Genomic DNA, 15,780 nt, shown 5'->3' with positions numbered 1-15,780 from the left:
CCGAACCCGCGCGTCGGTCAGCAGGGCAGGTCGAGGGTGACGGCGGTCCCGAGCCCGGTGTTTTCGGCGCGTGCGGTGCCGCCGTGTGCGGTGGCCACGGCGTGGACGAAGGCGAGTCCCAGTCCGGAACCTTCGCTGGTGCGGCTGGCCTCGGCGCGGGCGAAGCGGTCGAACGCCCGGGGTAGGAACTCCGGCGGGAAGCCGGACCCCTCATCCGTGACACGCAATCGAAGCGCGCTGTCGTGGACGGTGGCAGTGAGGCGGACGGTCCCCTGTCCGTGGCGGAGTGCGTTGTCGAGCAGGTTGCCGATCGCGGGCCGCAGCCAGCGGGCGTCGACGTCGACGGTCGCGCGGGCGGCGTCGACGATCAGGGGCCGCCCCGCCCGCTCGGCGGTGCGCCGATGCGGGGCGACGGCGGCTTCGACGAGGTCGGCGAGTTCCACGGGGGCACGGGTGATGTGCTGGGTGCTGTTGAGTTCCTCCAGGTCCAGCAGCGCGTTGGAGAGGTCGATCAGGCGCTGGACCTCGGCGTCCACGGAGCGCAGGGTCTCGGTGAGTTCCCCGGCCGAGCGGGGGCGGTGCAGGGCGACGTCGACCTCGGCCCGGAGCAGCGACAGCGGGGTGCGCAGTTCGTGGCTGGCGTCCGCGACGAACCGGCGCTCGCGTTCGGCGGACTCCGCTAGGCGGTCGAGCATGTGGTTGAGGGTGTGGCCGAGGCGGGTGATCTCGTCCTCGTGGTCGGCGGGCACGTCCAGGCGCAGGTTCTGGACGCCGTCCGCGAGAGTGGCGGCCCCGCTGCGATAGCGCTCGACGGGGCGCAGGGCGGCGCGGGCGGTGCGGTAGCCGACGTAGGAGGCGGCGATGAGGGTCAGGCCGGAGGCGATGGCCAGTTGGGCGAGGAGTTCGCGCAGAGCCTCGTCGCGGTGGCCGCGCCGGACGGCGGCGATCACGATCCGGGTCTGTCCGTCCGCCGTGACGCGTTTCGCCTGGAGGCGCAGGGTGCCGGGGGTGATCGGGAGCAGGGAACCGACGTCACGCCGGACCGTGGCGCCACGCGTGACGGCGCGGAGTTCGGCGGAGGTGAGCAGCGGCTGGTGTCGGAGGGCGTCGCTTGAGCGCAGGACGCGGCCGTGTGCGTCGAGGACCTGCTGGAGGCTGCCGCTGGGGCCGGGAGGGAGCCGGGTTCCGGTGCGCACCGCCTGATCGAGACTGTGCCGGTAGGTTGTCAGGTCATCGTTCAGCTGCTGGTCGAGGGCGGTCCTGACCCGCCAGTAGACCAGTCCAGCCGCCCCGCTCAGCACCAGGGACATGGTGATGGCGACGGCCAGCACGAGGCGCGTGACGACGGGCAGCCGCCGGAACCACGGCCGCAGTCGGCCGGGCAGGGTCATGGGGCGGTCTCCAGGCGGTAGCCGCGTCCGCGCAGGGTCGTGATCGTCGTACGGCCGAAGGCCCGGTCGACCTTGGCGCGCACCTTGGAGACGTGGACGTCTATGGCGTTGCTGCGCAGGTCGGTCTCGCCGTCCCAGACCTCGTCGAGCAGCTGCAGGCGGGTGACCACGCACCCGGCGTTCGCCATCAGCACCCGCAGTACGTCGAACTCCCGCCGCGACAGGTCGAGCTCGGTGTCTCCCCGCCAGGCGCGCTGCTGCTCGGGATCGAGGACGAGGTCGCCGACCTTCAGGCGCCCGGAGTGCTCGGGACGGCGCCGGGATATCGCGCGGAGCCGGGCCAGCAGCTCCTCCATGGCGAACGGCTTGACCAGGTAGTCGTCGGCGCCGGCGTCAAGCCCGGCGACCCGCTCGCTGATCGCGGCGCGCGCGGTGAGCAGGATGACGGGGATGTGTATGCCTTCGGCGCGCAGTGTCCGGCACACCTCGACCCCGTCCATGCCCGGCAGCATGACGTCGAGGACCACGGCGTCCACGCGCGGGTCGCGGGCGGCGGCGAGACCGGACGGTCCGTCGTAGTGGCCCTCGGCGCTGTGCCCGGATTCGGTGAGGTAGCGGACGACCAGGTCCGTGAGGCGGGTCTCGTCGTCGACGACCAGGTAGTGCATGCCGGCCAGGCTAGCCGCCCGCGCAGGTGTCCGGATTCCAGGTGCCGGGGGCTTCATGGTCTGTTCATGTGACTTCCCTACCGTCGTTCACGTCGCGGTGCTCCGCGGACCGCGACCGGTCCGCCGTTCCCACGCGCCGGGACGGAAGGGACAGATATGCACGCACTGGTGCTCGCCGCCAAGGGCATCGCCGGCCACATCGCTCCGATGGACCTGATGACCCGCGGCGGTGTCGATGTCATCGCGCTGCTGGTCATGGTCGGTTGGCTCTACCGGCGCCGCCCCAGCGCCCCGGCGATGCCGCTGGTGCTGGCCGCGCTGAACATCGGCCTGTTCGCCGCGATGAGCACGATCAGCGCCGGGAAGTTCCCGGCCGGGGTCGGATTCGGCCTCTTCGGCATCCTCTCCCTGGTCCGGCTGCGCAGTGCGGCGTTCACTCTACGCGACGTGGCCTACACCTTCGTGACCCTGGTCATCGCCCTGTGCACGGGTCTGCCGCACCGGCAGATGTGGCTGGTCGCCGTACTGGACGCCGTGGTGCTGCTGGCGGTGTTGCTGGTCGACGACCCGAAGTCGTACGAACCACCGACCCGGACGGTCAAGCTCACCCTTGACCGGATCTACCCGGAGCCCGCGCTCATCGCCCACGACGTGGCGCTCCGCTTCGGGCAGGCGCCGCTGTGCGTGGTCGTCGACGAGGTCGACTACGTCCGCGAGACCACTCGGGTCTCCGCCCGCTACCCCGCTCAGCCCGGGGAGCCGACGGCTGCCCCGGACGCCGAACCGCGCGAGCAGGTGACGGTGTCATGACCTCCGCGTCCTCCTTCGCCGTCGGACTGGGCCTTTCGGCACTGCGCGGCGCGACACTGGCCGAGGTCGACGTGGCCGCAGCCCTGCAGCACCGCACCGACCGCAAGTACCTCGTCCCGCTCGACCGAGCCCGCCACCTCGTCGCCGGGCTCGCCGACAGCCACCGCGTCCTGGACCTGGCCGGCCGTCGTACGACGAGCTACCTCAGCACCTACTTCGACACCGAGCAGCTCGCCGCATGGCGGGCCCATGTGCAACGGCGTCGCAGACGCTGGAAGGTACGCACCCGCCTGTACGCGGAGGACGGGCTGTGCCGGGTTGAGGTGAAGACCAAGGACGGCCGCGGCGCCACGGTCAAAAACGCCCTCAAGGTCCCGGCCACCGCGTACGGCGAACTCGACGCGCAGGCAGCCGAGTTCGTGGAACAGGTGCTGGCCGCATCCGGCATCCCCGTCACGGCCAAGGAACTGGCCCCCGCCGCAGAGGTCCGCTACGTCCGCGCAGCCCTCGCCGACCTGGACCACGGCACCCGCGTCACTCTCGACGGCGCACTCACCTGCCACCACGGCGACCGCACCGCCGCGCTTGATTCCGGCCAGGTGCTCGTCGAGACCAAGGGCGGGGTCCGGCCGGCCCCGGCCGACCGGCTGCTGCTGAACCTGGGCGGCAGGCCCGTCTCCCTCAGCAAGTACGTCATCGGCCAGTCCCTGCTCACCCCCGGCCTCCCCGACAACGACGTACGCCGCCTCGCTCGCACCCACTTCACCACTGGGGCGAGCACGGTACCGCTCTACGAAAGGATCCCCGCCGCATGAACGTGCTGCGCGGCATCACATGGCCGTACGCCCTGATCGCACTGCTCGCCGTCGCGGCCGTCGCCGTCGGAGTGGTACGACCGCAGCTGGTCTCGGCCGCCACCGGCGGCTCCGCGAAGAAACCCGGCGCGACGGCGCTGATCAAGCAGAACCCGCCGCCCACGCTGTTCACCGACGCCGAGATCGCCCCGATCGGCAAGCAGGCCGCGGCCCAGCACAAGAAGGCGGATGCCCTCTTCGCGCAGTGGGAGAAGGCGCATGGCACCACCCGCGACGACAAGGCGTTCGCCGCTTGGGCCGCGCAGCAGGCCCCGGCACCGCCCACGGCGAAGGAGCGGACCGCCGAACTCCGTGCGGACCAGCAGCTCGCGAAAACCCGCACGGCAGCCGGCAAGAAGGCCGCGACCTGGCTGGAGCTCTACGGCAAGAAGGACATCTGGAAGCTCTACCTTCACGACCAGCGCGAACTGATCCCCACCGCGCAGGGCACGGCCGAGAAGGCCGAGCTCAAGGCGGCCCTGAAGCTGGCCAAGACGATCAGCGACCAGCTGGCCGCCAAGGACAAGCAGCCCGCCCCGTTCGTCCTGGACCCGACCCTCCGCCCCGACAAGCAGGTCAAGCCGGGCGCCAAGGGGCCGTACTCCTACCCCTCCCGACACGCGGCCCGTTCCGCCGCGGCCGTCACTCTCCTCAGCGCCCTCTCCCCGCACCGCGCCGAGGACTACGGGTGGATGCAGGACGAAGTCCTCTATTCCCGCCTCTACATGGCCGGCCACGTCACCAGCGACCTCACCGCCGGCACCCTGCTCGGCGACCTGATCGGCGACTACGAACTCGCCGTCAACGGACACTGAGATCGCTGAGGACCCGGCGATCTGCCCGCCCCGCGACTCACGTGGGGCGGGCAGACGAACGTGGGTAAGTGCACACATCAGCATGTTGATTCTCTGTAAGCCCTTAGCTGAGCCGCGACCTGTGTCACATGAATCGTTGAAGTCCTGCGCGTGGAAACGTACCCAGCAAGGAAGACGCCCCGCCGAGCCACGCTCTGCTTTCCTGCAGATCGCGAGGCGGCTATGTGTCCTTGGAGTCGTCGTAAGGCCAGAGGGGCGTCCCTCTGACGCGGTGTGTCCGCGGCACGATGGCGTCCCGCCGAGTGGTGTAGCCGGTCGCGAGTCGTGAACGCGCGGGTATCTGTCCGGGGCGTGCACCCGTTGGTGGTGACTGCTCCCGGAACAAGGGGCAGGCCACCGTGCAAGTCTCCCTGAGGAACGGGAAGTTCGACCGGAGGAGAGCGCAGGATGGCCTTGTGCCAGTTTGATCTGATGCGGCTGCTGGAGTAACTCCAGCTCTATACGGAGAGAGCGCCGTGCGCCATGGGGTGAACTGCAGTGATGGATGGCCGAGAGATTTATCAAAACCATGGTCACGCACGGTTTCGACGCGGGGAACGATGAAATGGATTTGCATCTCCCCGAACTGCACACCAATAGATGATATCCTGACATTCTCGCAGGTCGGCAATAAATGACAGGAAAAAAGTATGAGCCGTCCGCTCGCCCTCACTCGTGAGATGCTGGAAACAGTGTTTGATCCGGCTGAATTGATTGTTGCGTCGGAAGGAAACCTACCCGCTATCGGCGATCCCGACGCCAGGGAAGTCCTGGGAACGCTGGGAATTCCGGTCTGGGGCAATCCGTGGTTCGATATAGACGCTGAGCTGGCAGAGCGGTTCGGACGCGTCGAGGATTGGGATGGCAAACTCACCGACCGTTACGCCGTCGTCCCAACGGGAGCAGACAAGTGGATCAGTTTGGGCATGATCCCCTATGACGGTCTCGCCTTCGATCCTGGCACTGGCACGGTCTACTGCCTGCCCGACGACTCCGAGATCTACCTGTGGAACAGCTCGCTCCGGTCTTTCGTGCACTTCCTGTACCTCCTCCAACTGGAACGCCCGCACTTCGACGCGCAATGGGAAAGCGAGATCGAGGTGCCTTACGACCCCGAGGCCGCACAGGTCCGAGTCCGGAGGGCCATGATGTCCGTGGATCCGGAAGCCCTGGAGAACCCCGATTCCCGCTGGCACGGGGTCCTCACGTACATCGTGGATCCCGAACACCACTTCCTTTGAGGACCCTTGTCTGCGACCCGGCGCTCGGCGAGGACGCTGCCCTTCGACCTCGCCGACCGCGCCGCCACCGCGCATGCCCTCGACGCCGTCCTTCGCGGCGGGGCCGTCGATGCCGTGGTCAACAACGTCGGAATCGTCCGCCCCGCTCCGCTGCCCGCCGTCGGCCTGGACGTCCTGCAGGCCGTCTACGACCTGAGGGTCCGCACCGCCGCACAGCTGACGGGCGGGCGAGTTCGCCGCCGAGGGGGTCACCGTCGATTCGGTTGCTCCCGGGCCGACCGAAACCGAGCTGTTCCGTGAGAACGCCCCGCCCCGCAAAGCTCCCCGTGTCCTGCTCGACCGGGACACGGGGCGCTTGGCTGTCGGGTCAGTTGACGCTCTGTCCGCCGTCCACCATGACCGACTGCCCAGTGACGAAGGAGGCCCGGTCGGACAGGAGGAAGAGAACCACCTGGGCGACCTCGTGCGCCTCGCCGACGCGGCCGAGAGGGATGTTCTGCCCGTGCGGGTGGTACTCGGAGCCGTCCTCCTTCTTCGTGATGCCGCTCTCGGTCAGAGGTGTGCGGATGACGGTCGGGTTCACGGTGTTGACCCGGATCGCGTCGGGCCCGAGTTCCACCGCCGCCGCACGGGCGAGTGCCGCGACGCCGCCCTTGCTGGCGCTGTAGATGGAGATGCCCGGGGTGCCGAGTTCGGCGAACACCGATCCGTTGACGACGATCGCCCCGCCCTCGCCCTGGCGCTTCATCTGATCGGCCTCGGCCTGCAGGGAGAAGAACGTGCCCTTCAGATTGCCGTCCATCAGGTGGTCCCAGGCCGCCTCGTCCAGCTCGGTCAGCGGGCCCACCGCGGCGGTACCGGCGTTGTTGAAGGCCACGTCGACGCGGCCGAAGTGGTCAACCACCTGCTGCACCACTGCCCTCGCGCCGCCGAAGTCCGTGGCGTCGGCCTTGACGAACAGCGCCTCGCCGCCGTTCCGCGTGATCTCATCGACCACGTCCTGGCCCGCGTTCTCCCGGCGCCCGGTGATCGCCACTTTGGCACCCTCCTGTGCGAACAGGAGCGCGCTGACTCGGCCGATCCCGGATGTTCCCCCGGTGATCAGAGCATCCTTGCCGTCCAACATTCCCATGGTTCTTTTCCAGTCCGTCCAGTAATTCGCTACATGCCACATATGGAGCTGGCTTCGAAATCGGTGCCGACTTTCCGGCCAGGTGCCAGGCCCCGCGTTGGGGTCCCGAGCGGTTACAGCGTTCGCTTCTTCGCCGGGATTCCGTGAAGGCCATAGGCCGTAGCGATAGCCGGTATAAGCGTCGTCCGCCGTCTGGAGAATCTGTCGGCAGTCAGTCCGTTCGGCTGACTGCACACAGCTCCGGCCTTTCCGGCCGGCGCTCTGCCCCGGAGCGCTTGCGGGACCCCGTTGCCGGTGATGCTGTGGATGTGCGGCGGCCGTACCTGCCCCTCTCTGAGACGGAAGGAATCGCCATGACGTCTGCATCCCTGGAGGGGAAGGTCGTGCTCGTGACCGGGGCAACCAGCGGCATCGGCGCTGCCGCAGCGCAGGCGCTGGCCGGGCGCGGCGCGCACGTGCTGGTGGCCGGGCGTGATCCCGCCCGCGGCGAGAGGGTCGTAGGCGCGATCCGGGAGCGTGGCGGGAAGGCGGACTTCGTGAGCGCCGATCTGCGCGACGCCCAGGCGGTGCGACGGCTTGCGCACGACGCCCTGCGGCTGGGCGGCGGCCGGGTCGACGTGCTGGTCAACAACGCGGGCGTCTACCCCTTCGGGCCGACGAAGGACACGGATGAAAGCCTCTTCGACGCGGTGTACGCGCTCAACGTCAAAGCCCCGTTCTACCTGGTGGCCGAACTCGCCCCGGCCATGGCCGAACGGGGCGGCGGAGCGATCGTCAACGTGAGCACCATCGCGGCTGCGCTCGGGTTCTCGGGCATGGCGCTCTACGGGTCGAGCAAGGCCGCTGTGAACCTCCTGACGAAGGCTTGGGCGGCGGAGTACGGTCCGCAGGGAGTGCGGGTCAACGCCGTACAGGTCGGTCCCACGCGGACCGAGACCACCGCCGGGGCCGAGGAGGACTTGCAGAGTCTGGCCGCTCAGGCGCCCGCCGGACGGCCGGCGTCCGCCGCGGAGATCGCGGCCGCCATCCTGTACCTCGCCGACGACGCGGCAAGCAGCTTTGTGCAGGGCGCGGTCCTGCCCGTCGACGGCGGGCGCACCGCCGTCTGAGCTCATCCATTCCGCCTCGCCGTGGCGGCGATCAGCCGGTGGAGGGCTGCTCGAACGCGGCGATCAGGCGCCCCAGATCCTGCCGCCGCGAATCCGCCGGCCACACCGCCCACGTCCGACGGATGAGCGGGTGCCCGACCAGCGGCTGCCACGCCACGCCCTCGGGAATGGGCTGCGACCAGTCCGGCGGGGCCAGCGCAAAGGCCCGCCCGGCGCTGACGGCCGCCAGTTTCACCTCCGCGATCAGCCGCTGCCCCTCCGGCGCCTGTGCTCCCAGATCAAGGCCGTGGGTGCGCAGGATCGCCGTCAGCTCGTCGTACCAGGCGGGGCTGTCCGAGCGCGGAAAGGCCACCCATTCCAGCCGGGCCAGCGCGTCCAGCGCGATCCCCTCCGGACCGGACAGCTCCGCCGCCTGGTCCGCGGCCAGCAACTCGCCCAGCCGTTCACTGTCGACCAGCATCGCGTCGAACGCCTGCCCGGTCGGACGCTCCCGCAGCAGTCCAAGGTCGAGTTCGCCGGCGTGCAACCCGGCCAGCTGCTCGGACGTGGACAGATGGCGGGCCTGTACCCGGGTATCGGGGCAGGCTTCGGCCAGTTCGGTGAGGGCGGGGCTCAGCAGCCGCGAAGGGAACTCCAGCGGAATGCCGATCCGCAGCACACCGCCGCCCCCGCCGGTGTACCGGGCCATCGTCCGCAATACCTGATCGCGCCGGGCCAGCAGCGCACGTGCCTCCCCGAGCAGGGCGACACCCGCGTCCGTGGGTCGCACACCGGTACTGCTGCGCACCAGCAGCTTCACCCTCAGCTCCCGCTCCAGACCACCGACCGTCTGGGACAGCGCCGGCTGGCTGACATGCAACCGCCGGGCCGCGGCCGAGAAGCCGCCCTCCTCGACCACTGCCACAAAGGCATGCAACTCCCGCAACTCCATGCCCCCATCGCACCACGCCGAAAACGCCGGATCCACGACCGGCCACAGCCTTGGCTTATGGCGCCCATGACGTCCGGTGCCGGAGGCTGCGGCCGCTGCCATACCGACGACGGTGAGAACTCCAGACCACCCCGCGTCGTACGCGGGGCGGGGGCAGGAGCTGCGCAATGCTGCCGAGGCGTGCCACAAGGCTGCAACGGGCTGCAGATCCCAGCGCCCGCGCCACAGCCTCGCGGCCTTACGTCACTTACTGGTCGGTGGGGCCCAGGGCCAGGAAGCCGCCGTCCACGGGGAGGGTGACGCCGGTGATGTAGGCGGCGCGGGGCGAGGTGAGGAAGACGATGGCTTCGGCGATCTCGCGTGCCGCGCCAAGGCGTCCCAGCGGCACCTTCGCCCCCAGCGCCTCGAAGTCCTCCTGGCCGACCATGTTCGCCACGTTGTCGGTGTTCGTGTGGCCAGGGGCGACCGCGTTGAAGCGCACTCCACGCCGGCCGAACTCGACGGCCCAGGCGCGGGTGAACGAGTCTACGGCCGCCTTCGACGCACCGTAGACGGACGTGCCGGCCATGCCAGTCAGACCGGCGACCGTGGTGACACTGACGACGCTTCCGGAGCCCTTGGCCGCCATCTTCCCCGCCAGTGCCTGGGTGAGGAAATACGTGCCGCGCACGTTGGTGTGAAGCATGGTCTGGAAGGTGTCGAGGCCCTGTTCGAGGGTGGGGGCGAACGGGTAGGCGCCGGCATTGTTGACCAGGATGTCCACCTCACCTGCCTCGTCGGCCAGGTGTCGGACCGAATCCAGATCGCTCAGGTCTGCGGGGATGAACCTCGCCTCGCCGCCGACGGCCTCGATGGCCGCGACGGTCTGAGCGCCCTTGGCGGCATTGCGGCCGGAGACGATGACGGACGCGCCGTCCTGGGCCAGGAGGAGAGCCGTCTCGCGACCGATGCCGGACGTGCTGCCGGTGACGAGAGCGGTCTGATTCTCGAACTGCATGAGAAGCACCTTTCCGCAGGACCGGTACGGCCCCGCAGGCATTGAGTACGAAATATGTCGTGCCTGCTCTCAGACGCTTTCCGGTTTCCGGCAAGCTGACCCTCAGAGTAGTCCAGCATTTCCAACTGCTGGCCTCTTCGCAGAATTTCCGGCCGCGATCGTTCCTGCTTTTGCCCGTCATAAGAAGTGCCTTCGTCATAAGAAGTACCTTCATTCGTCACGGAACGCGTCGAAGTTTCTGCCCACTCGGCATCCGGAATGTGAGGGTTGAACGGGAGTGCGGGTGGTACGCGTTCCGGTCATCGCGGTCGCTGACGCGCGCCGCGTGGACGGCGCCCGGCAGGCCGTCACCGGCCGTCTCGATACCGACGGCGTCTTTGCCCGCCGCAACCGCTACGTCACCGACTGGGACGACTCCGGACAGGCCCGGTGGGTCAAGTCCATCGGCGCCGACCTCTTCCGTGGCCACGGCCGCCTCGACGGCCCTCGACGCGTCACCGGCACCCGTGATGACGGCACACGCCAGACCCTCACCGCCCGGCATGCGGTGGCCATCGCCACCGGCATCGGCCGAATCTCCCCGGCGTCCCGGGCATCCAGGAGACCCGGCACTGGACCAACCGGCACGGCACCGACTCCAGCACCGTGCCCACCCGGCTCGCCGTCATCGGGGGCGGCGGGGCCGGCGTCGAGATGGCCAGCCTGGTGAGCGAGTCGTGCCCACCCCAAGAGCGGTCAGAACCCTTCCGCTGGCCGCTCTGAGCACCGAAGTTGGTCGCCCCGAGCCAAAAGCTGAGGGGTTGATCGGTCGCTGGGAGTAGGTCCTGCGCCTCAGGCGCGCTTCGCGCCTGCTTGGCTAGGGTCGGTCCTCATGGAGACCACAGGAACCGTTCGTCGCCAGACGGCGGAGCGTATGCGCGACGCTCTGGCGCGGCTCGTTTCCGAGCGGGATGTATGGGTGTCGACGGCTCACCCTGATCACGGGCCGCACCAGGTGCCGCTGTGGTTCTTGTGGGACGGGCGAGCCGTGTGGATGTGCACCAGCGCGACTTCCGTGACTGCGCGAAACGTCCGCAAAGAGCCGCGCGTTCGCCTGTCGCTGCCGGACACCTTCGACGTGGTGCTCCTCCAGGGTGAGGCGGAGTGCTTCCCGGACCAGAAGGTGCCCGGAGGCGCAGCGGAGGCGTTCGCCGACAAGTTCGGCTGGGATCCACGCGCGGAACAGGGTTCCTTTCTGTATGTACGCGTGGTCCCGAGGACTGTGCACGCTTGGCGCGGCGAGCCAGAACTACGCGGGAGAGTCATCATGCGCGACGGGATGTGGCTGGAATAATGGCCGTCCCTCGCCGACGCGCCTCCCTTGGATCACGATCTACAGCTGGAGTACTGGAAGCGGGGAGAGGGATGGGTGTGGGCCGACCGCTTAGGGCCTTTGCTTCGACCTCCAACCCCCGACACTGAGTAACGCAAAGCCCTCAACGCTGAGCGACGGCACCTGTACGGTGAGTGGATGCCTCTTCGTCGCCGTCCCGAGGCCGCACGCAGCGGGAAACCGGTCGATTCAGCCCGGGACGAGCTGGGCGACGCGGTGTGGAAACTGACGTTCGCCCGAGGCTGGGAAGACGTCCGGCGCGCGCTCGACGAACACCCGGAGCTGCTGAGTGACACGGGTGTGGAGCTCTTCGAGTATCTGGCCGAACGGCTGCGGGAGGACGGAGAACCCACCGGGAGCCGTCTCTACAACCAGTACCTCGACCTTCTGGTGCTGGCCCGCCACATCGGCGTCGAGGCCGCGATCGCAGAGATGAGCGGCGACGACCTCTCGCCCGAACTGCGGGCCGCCCTTGCCTCCTTGTCCCAGGCGCCGACGGCCGCCTGCGACCCGCCGGGGCATGTCGCGCGCATCCGGCGTGCCCTGGAGTCGGCCTCCCCGGACAGCGCGCCGAACGTGTGGCGCTCGCTGCAGGGAATGCTCGGCGACGCCCTGCTCGGCGACCGGACGGGCGATCGCGCCCAGAACGTCGAGGACGCGCTCGACGCGCTCGGGGCATCCCTGTCCCGGCAGTCGAGGACCGCCCGGCCGATCCTGTGGGCCTTCACGATGAACGACCTGGCGAGGGCGCACATGGAGCGGGTGCGGGGCAACGCGGAGGAGAACGCCTCGCACGCGCGCGCCGCCTTCCGGCAGGCCGTCGAGATCTTCACCGACGACGCGGGGCCGCGGATCATCGCGGTGGAGACGGAGCGGACCCTCCTGCTGCTGGCGACCGGCACGCACGCCGAGCTGCGCCGCGCGATCGACATCCTCCGCAGCCTGCTCAACCATCTGCACGGCATCTTCCCGGTCGACAGCGTGGTCGACCTTCCCCGGCTGGCGCGATGCGTCCACGAGGTACGTCTGTCGCAGGCAGACGAGGCAGACGAGGCAGACGAGGCAGACGAGGCAGACGAGGCAGACGAGGCAGACGAGGCAGACGAGGCAGACGAAGCAGACGAAGCAGACGAGGCAAACGAGGACGTCAAGGACGTCAAGGACGTCAAGGACGTCAAGGACGTCAAGGACGTCAAGGACGTCAAGGAGGACACGGCACGGTCCACCGACGTGTCCTCGCCTCAGCGGGGAGAGGCCCTCGCCCTGCTCGGCAGCGCCTTGTGGAGCTACCACGACCGCGTCCGGGATCCGCGAGCCCGGGCCCGGGCCATGGACGCGCTTCGGCAGGCCGCCGCTGTGCTCCCGCCCGACTCCCCCCTTCTCGCCGACTGTCTGACCACGCTCGCCGAGGGCCTCTACCAGCAACACGTGGAGAGCGGTGACCGAGGAGACCTGGACGAGGCGATCGCACTGGCCGACCGGGCCACATCACTCCTCCCGAGCGACTCACCGCTACGCCCGGCGTTCCTCCTGCGGCTGAGCAACTACCAGCGGGCTCGGTACGTCGCCGACGACGACCCGCGTGACCTGGAGGCCGGCCTGGAGGCACTGCGGTCGGCCGAGGAGCTGACCCCGCCCGACGCCGCCGGCCGGCTCACGGTGCTGTGCAAACTGTCCGCGGCGCTGTCCGTACGGTACGAACGACTGCGCGACCTCGCCGACCTGGACGGCGCGATCGCCCGTGGCCGCGAGGCGCTCGGGTACACACCGGACCCGTCCCCGGTCCGCGCCGCCGTGCTCCGAGACCTGTCCTCCGCGTTGCAGAGGCGTCACGTGCACACCAGTCGGCCGGCCGATCTCGACCACGCCATCGAGGCCGCCCGGCAGGCCCTGGCCCTCACCCCCGCCACGGCACCGGATCGCGCGGTGTCCCTGTTGGGGTTGGGTCACGCGCTGAACGCCCGCTACGACCTGACACAGCGGCCTGACGACCTCACCGACAGCGTCACGCTCATCGAGCAGGCCGTGGCGCTCTGCCCGCCCGGGACGGCCTTCCGGGAGGCCGCGTTGAGCACGCTCAGCATGGTCCTGCGCGACCGCTATTTCCGCGACGGCGACCTTGCCGACCTCGCCCGGTCCGTGGAACTGGCCCGCGCCGCACTCGCCCTGTCACCACCCGGCGCTACTGGCCGATGGGTGCACCTGACGGGTCTCGGTGTCGCGCTGCGCCACCTGTACACCCGTAGCGGTGCGCTGTCCGACCTGGACGAGGCGATCGCGCAGTGGAGGGAGGCGCTCGAGGACGACTTGCCCGACGAGTCTCTCCTGCCAGTGGCTCTCGGCGGTCTCGCCGTCGCGCTCTTCGACCGTCATCGGCACACCGGTGACGGTGCACACCTCCAGGAAGCGATCGTGATGGCGCGCAAGGCACTGGACCTCGTCCCACCGTCGTCGGCGTCCTACCCCAATGCCACCAACCTCCTGGCTCACGCGCTGCTGGACAGCTTCCTGAGCGGGGGCGACCCCACCGATCTCGACGAGGCCGAGACACTGTTGCGCGGCGGCATCGAGGCGGACCAGGGCAGCGTGCACAGCCGGGTGTTCCTGCCCAGCTGTCTGGCGAGTGTGCTGACCTGCCGTTACGAGATCGACGCGGTGGGCCACGCGGCCGACCTGGACGAGGCGCGAGCGCTGTTCCGCCGGGCCGTGACCGCCGGGCTGGTCATCTGCCCGGACCTCGCCCGCGCCGACAGCGTGTCGTGGGGTGGGTGGGCCGTACGGCGGGAGTCCTGGAGCGAGGCGGCGGAAGCGTACGGCTACGGCTTGCGGGCGATGGAGCAGTTGTTCCGGGCGCAGCTCACCCGCACGACGAAGGAGTCACGGCTGCGTGACGCGCAAGGACTGGCTGTGGCCGCCGCGCACGCGCTGGCGAGGTCCGGCGACGCGACCGGGGCGGCGGTGGCGCTCGAACGCGGCCGGGCCCTGCTCCTCTCCGAGGCGCTCGAACGTGGCCGGGCCAGTTTGGAACAGCTCAGCGCCGCCGGTCGAGCGGACCTCGTCGAGCGCTACCGGCGTGGCAGCGCGGCCCTGGCAGCACTCGAACACCAGGCGCTCGATTCGGCGGCCGGGTCCGGCCCGGTGCCGGGACACCCGGTGCCGGCTCACGACCCCGGTCTCACCGACGCACTGCGGGCCGCCCGGGCCGACCTGGAGGCCGTCATCACCGCGATCCGGCGGGTCGACGGCTACGAGAGGTTCCTCGACCCGCCGCGCTTCGACGACATCCGGGCGGCCGCGACGACCCCGCTCGTCTACCTGGCGGCGGCGGAACGGACCGGATTCGCCCTGCTCGTCACCGGTGACCACGTCCAGGTGTGCTGGTTGCCGTCGCTGACCGAGAAGTCGCTGCGCGCGCGGGTGGAGACGTATCTGAGGGCGTACGGTGCGCGATCGAGCTGTCCCACCGGTTGGGAGAGCTGTGTGGACGAGGTCACGCGATGGCTCTGGGACGCGGTCATGGAACCCGTCGTCGCGGCCCTGGCGCCCGCCGGCCGAGCGGCGCTGGTGCCTGCGGGCCTGCTCGGCGTGCTCCCGCTGCACGCCGCCTGGCGCGAGGACGCCTCGGCACCGACCGGGCGCCGGTACGCACTCGACGATCTGCTGCTGACCTGCGTTCCCAACGCGCGCACCCGTATCGCCGCGGCGCAGCGGGCCACCACTGCCGGCCAGGAGGGACTGCTCGCGGTGGACGACCCCCATCCGGTGTCCGCGCGGCCCCTGCCGGCCGCCGGCCGCGAGGTGCGGGAGGCCCTGGGTCACTTCACCCGTACCTGCCGTCTTGGCGGTGGCTGGGCCACCCTGGCGGCGGTCCGGGACGCGCTCGGCGACTACCCGGTACTCCACTTCGCCTGCCACGGTTTCGCCGAGATCGACCAGCCCCTGGCCAGTGGGCTCCTGCTCGCCGGCGACGAGCCGCTGACCCTTCGCGACCTGCTGAAGGGCAGACCGCTCGACGCCCGGCTGGCCGTCCTGTCGGCCTGCGAGACGGCCGTGCCCGGCACTGATCTGCCCGACGAGGTCGTCAGCTTGCCCACCGGGCTGCTCCAGGCCGGTGCGGCGGGTGTCGTCGGCTCGCTGTGGGCGGTCTCCGACGCCAGCACGATGGCACTGATGGCCCGCTTCTACGCCTTGTGGCGCTCGGACGGGCTGGATCCGCCGGAAGCGCTGCGGCGGGCGCAGCAGTGGGTCCGCGACACGCCGAACGGCGCCAAGCGCGACCTCTGCTCCGGCATCGGGGAACTGAGCGGCGGTCATGTGCCGGCTACGGCCAAGCCCCTGTGGGAGCGGGCACGGGCGCATCGTTCCCCGTCCTGCTGGGCCGCGTTCGTGTACGTGGGCGAGTGAGCCGGGCCGCGGCGCAC

The 15,780-nt window shown here is 69.9% G+C and carries 14 protein-coding genes; 9 read left to right on the top strand and 5 right to left on the bottom strand.

Annotated features, from left to right (window positions below; translation table 11 throughout):
* Positions 1–17 precede the first annotated feature (17 nt).
* Both ABZ624_RS24825 and ABZ624_RS24820 read right to left on the bottom strand, forming a co-directional pair.
* Positions 18–1,391, bottom strand: a complete 1,374-nt coding sequence (locus ABZ624_RS24825) for an ATP-binding protein (RefSeq protein WP_360092895.1) — start codon at positions 1,389–1,391, stop codon at positions 18–20.
* The gene (locus ABZ624_RS24820; RefSeq protein WP_360092892.1) at positions 1,388–2,059 is read right to left on the bottom strand and encodes a response regulator transcription factor; all 672 of its coding nucleotides are present in this window, start codon (positions 2,057–2,059) and stop codon (positions 1,388–1,390) included. The genes ABZ624_RS24825 and ABZ624_RS24820 overlap by 4 nt, the downstream gene beginning before the upstream one ends.
* A 156-nt stretch (positions 2,060–2,215) precedes the next feature.
* Between ABZ624_RS24820 and ABZ624_RS24815 the strand changes: the two genes are divergently transcribed.
* The 5 genes from ABZ624_RS24815 to ABZ624_RS24795 all read left to right on the top strand — a co-directional run bounded on the left by ABZ624_RS24815 (position 2,216) and on the right by ABZ624_RS24795 (position 6,118).
* Positions 2,216–2,869, top strand: a complete 654-nt coding sequence (locus tag ABZ624_RS24815; protein ID WP_360092889.1) for a DUF4956 domain-containing protein — start codon at positions 2,216–2,218, stop codon at positions 2,867–2,869.
* The gene (locus tag ABZ624_RS24810) at positions 2,866–3,684 is read left to right on the top strand and encodes a polyphosphate polymerase domain-containing protein (RefSeq protein WP_360092886.1); all 819 of its coding nucleotides are present in this window, start codon (positions 2,866–2,868) and stop codon (positions 3,682–3,684) included. The genes ABZ624_RS24815 and ABZ624_RS24810 overlap by 4 nt, the downstream gene beginning before the upstream one ends.
* Complete coding sequence (locus ABZ624_RS24805; RefSeq protein ID WP_360092883.1) at positions 3,681–4,538, top strand: phosphatase PAP2 family protein; 858 nt, start codon at positions 3,681–3,683, stop codon at positions 4,536–4,538. The genes ABZ624_RS24810 and ABZ624_RS24805 overlap by 4 nt, the downstream gene beginning before the upstream one ends.
* Positions 4,539–5,227: 689 nt before the next feature.
* Positions 5,228–5,818: an SUKH-4 family immunity protein gene (locus ABZ624_RS24800; RefSeq protein ID WP_360092880.1), complete on the top strand. Its 591-nt coding sequence runs from the start codon at positions 5,228–5,230 to the stop codon at positions 5,816–5,818.
* A 6-nt stretch (positions 5,819–5,824) separates the two neighbouring features.
* Entirely contained in the window at positions 5,825–6,118 is a 294-nt protein-coding gene (locus ABZ624_RS24795) for a hypothetical protein (protein WP_360092877.1), read from the top strand.
* Positions 6,119–6,185: 67 nt separating this feature from the next.
* On the opposite strand, the gene ABZ624_RS24790 is transcribed toward ABZ624_RS24795, so the two are convergent.
* Positions 6,186–6,944, bottom strand: coding sequence for an SDR family oxidoreductase (locus tag ABZ624_RS24790; protein WP_360092961.1), 759 nt, complete (start codon positions 6,942–6,944; stop codon positions 6,186–6,188).
* A gap of 359 nt (positions 6,945–7,303) precedes the next feature.
* Between ABZ624_RS24790 and ABZ624_RS24785 the strand changes: the two genes are divergently transcribed.
* Positions 7,304–8,059: an SDR family oxidoreductase gene (locus tag ABZ624_RS24785; protein ID WP_360092874.1), complete on the top strand. Its 756-nt coding sequence runs from the start codon at positions 7,304–7,306 to the stop codon at positions 8,057–8,059.
* A gap of 31 nt (positions 8,060–8,090) precedes the next feature.
* Here the strand turns inward: ABZ624_RS24785 and ABZ624_RS24780 are convergent, their stop codons facing one another.
* Complete coding sequence (locus tag ABZ624_RS24780; RefSeq protein WP_360092871.1) at positions 8,091–8,990, bottom strand: LysR family transcriptional regulator; 900 nt, start codon at positions 8,988–8,990, stop codon at positions 8,091–8,093.
* A 247-nt stretch (positions 8,991–9,237) separates the two neighbouring features.
* On the bottom strand, positions 9,238–9,987 hold the full coding sequence (locus ABZ624_RS24775) for an SDR family NAD(P)-dependent oxidoreductase (RefSeq protein ID WP_360092868.1): 750 nt from the start codon (positions 9,985–9,987) through the stop codon (positions 9,238–9,240).
* A gap of 594 nt (positions 9,988–10,581) precedes the next feature.
* On the opposite strand from ABZ624_RS24775, the gene ABZ624_RS24770 reads away from it, so the two are divergent.
* The 3 genes from ABZ624_RS24770 (at position 10,582) to ABZ624_RS24760 (ending at position 15,763) form a co-directional block, all read left to right on the top strand.
* Positions 10,582–10,749 carry a hypothetical protein gene (locus tag ABZ624_RS24770; RefSeq protein ID WP_360092958.1) on the top strand — a complete coding sequence of 56 codons (168 nt, stop codon included), beginning with the start codon at positions 10,582–10,584 and terminating at the stop codon, positions 10,747–10,749.
* 109 nt (positions 10,750–10,858) lie between these two features.
* Positions 10,859–11,320 (top strand): pyridoxamine 5'-phosphate oxidase family protein, encoded by a 462-nt coding sequence (locus ABZ624_RS24765; RefSeq protein WP_360092865.1) that lies wholly within the window; start codon positions 10,859–10,861, stop codon positions 11,318–11,320.
* Positions 11,321–11,497: 177 nt separating this feature from the next.
* Positions 11,498–15,763 (top strand): CHAT domain-containing protein, encoded by a 4,266-nt coding sequence (locus ABZ624_RS24760; protein WP_360092862.1) that lies wholly within the window; start codon positions 11,498–11,500, stop codon positions 15,761–15,763.
* The last annotated feature ends 17 nt before the right edge of the window (positions 15,764–15,780 follow it).

The sequence above is a fragment of the Streptomyces sp. NPDC007205 genome (assembly GCF_040634095.1).
Classification (GTDB): domain Bacteria; phylum Actinomycetota; class Actinomycetes; order Streptomycetales; family Streptomycetaceae; genus Streptomyces.
This window is presented reverse-complemented; position numbering and strand designations above follow the sequence as displayed.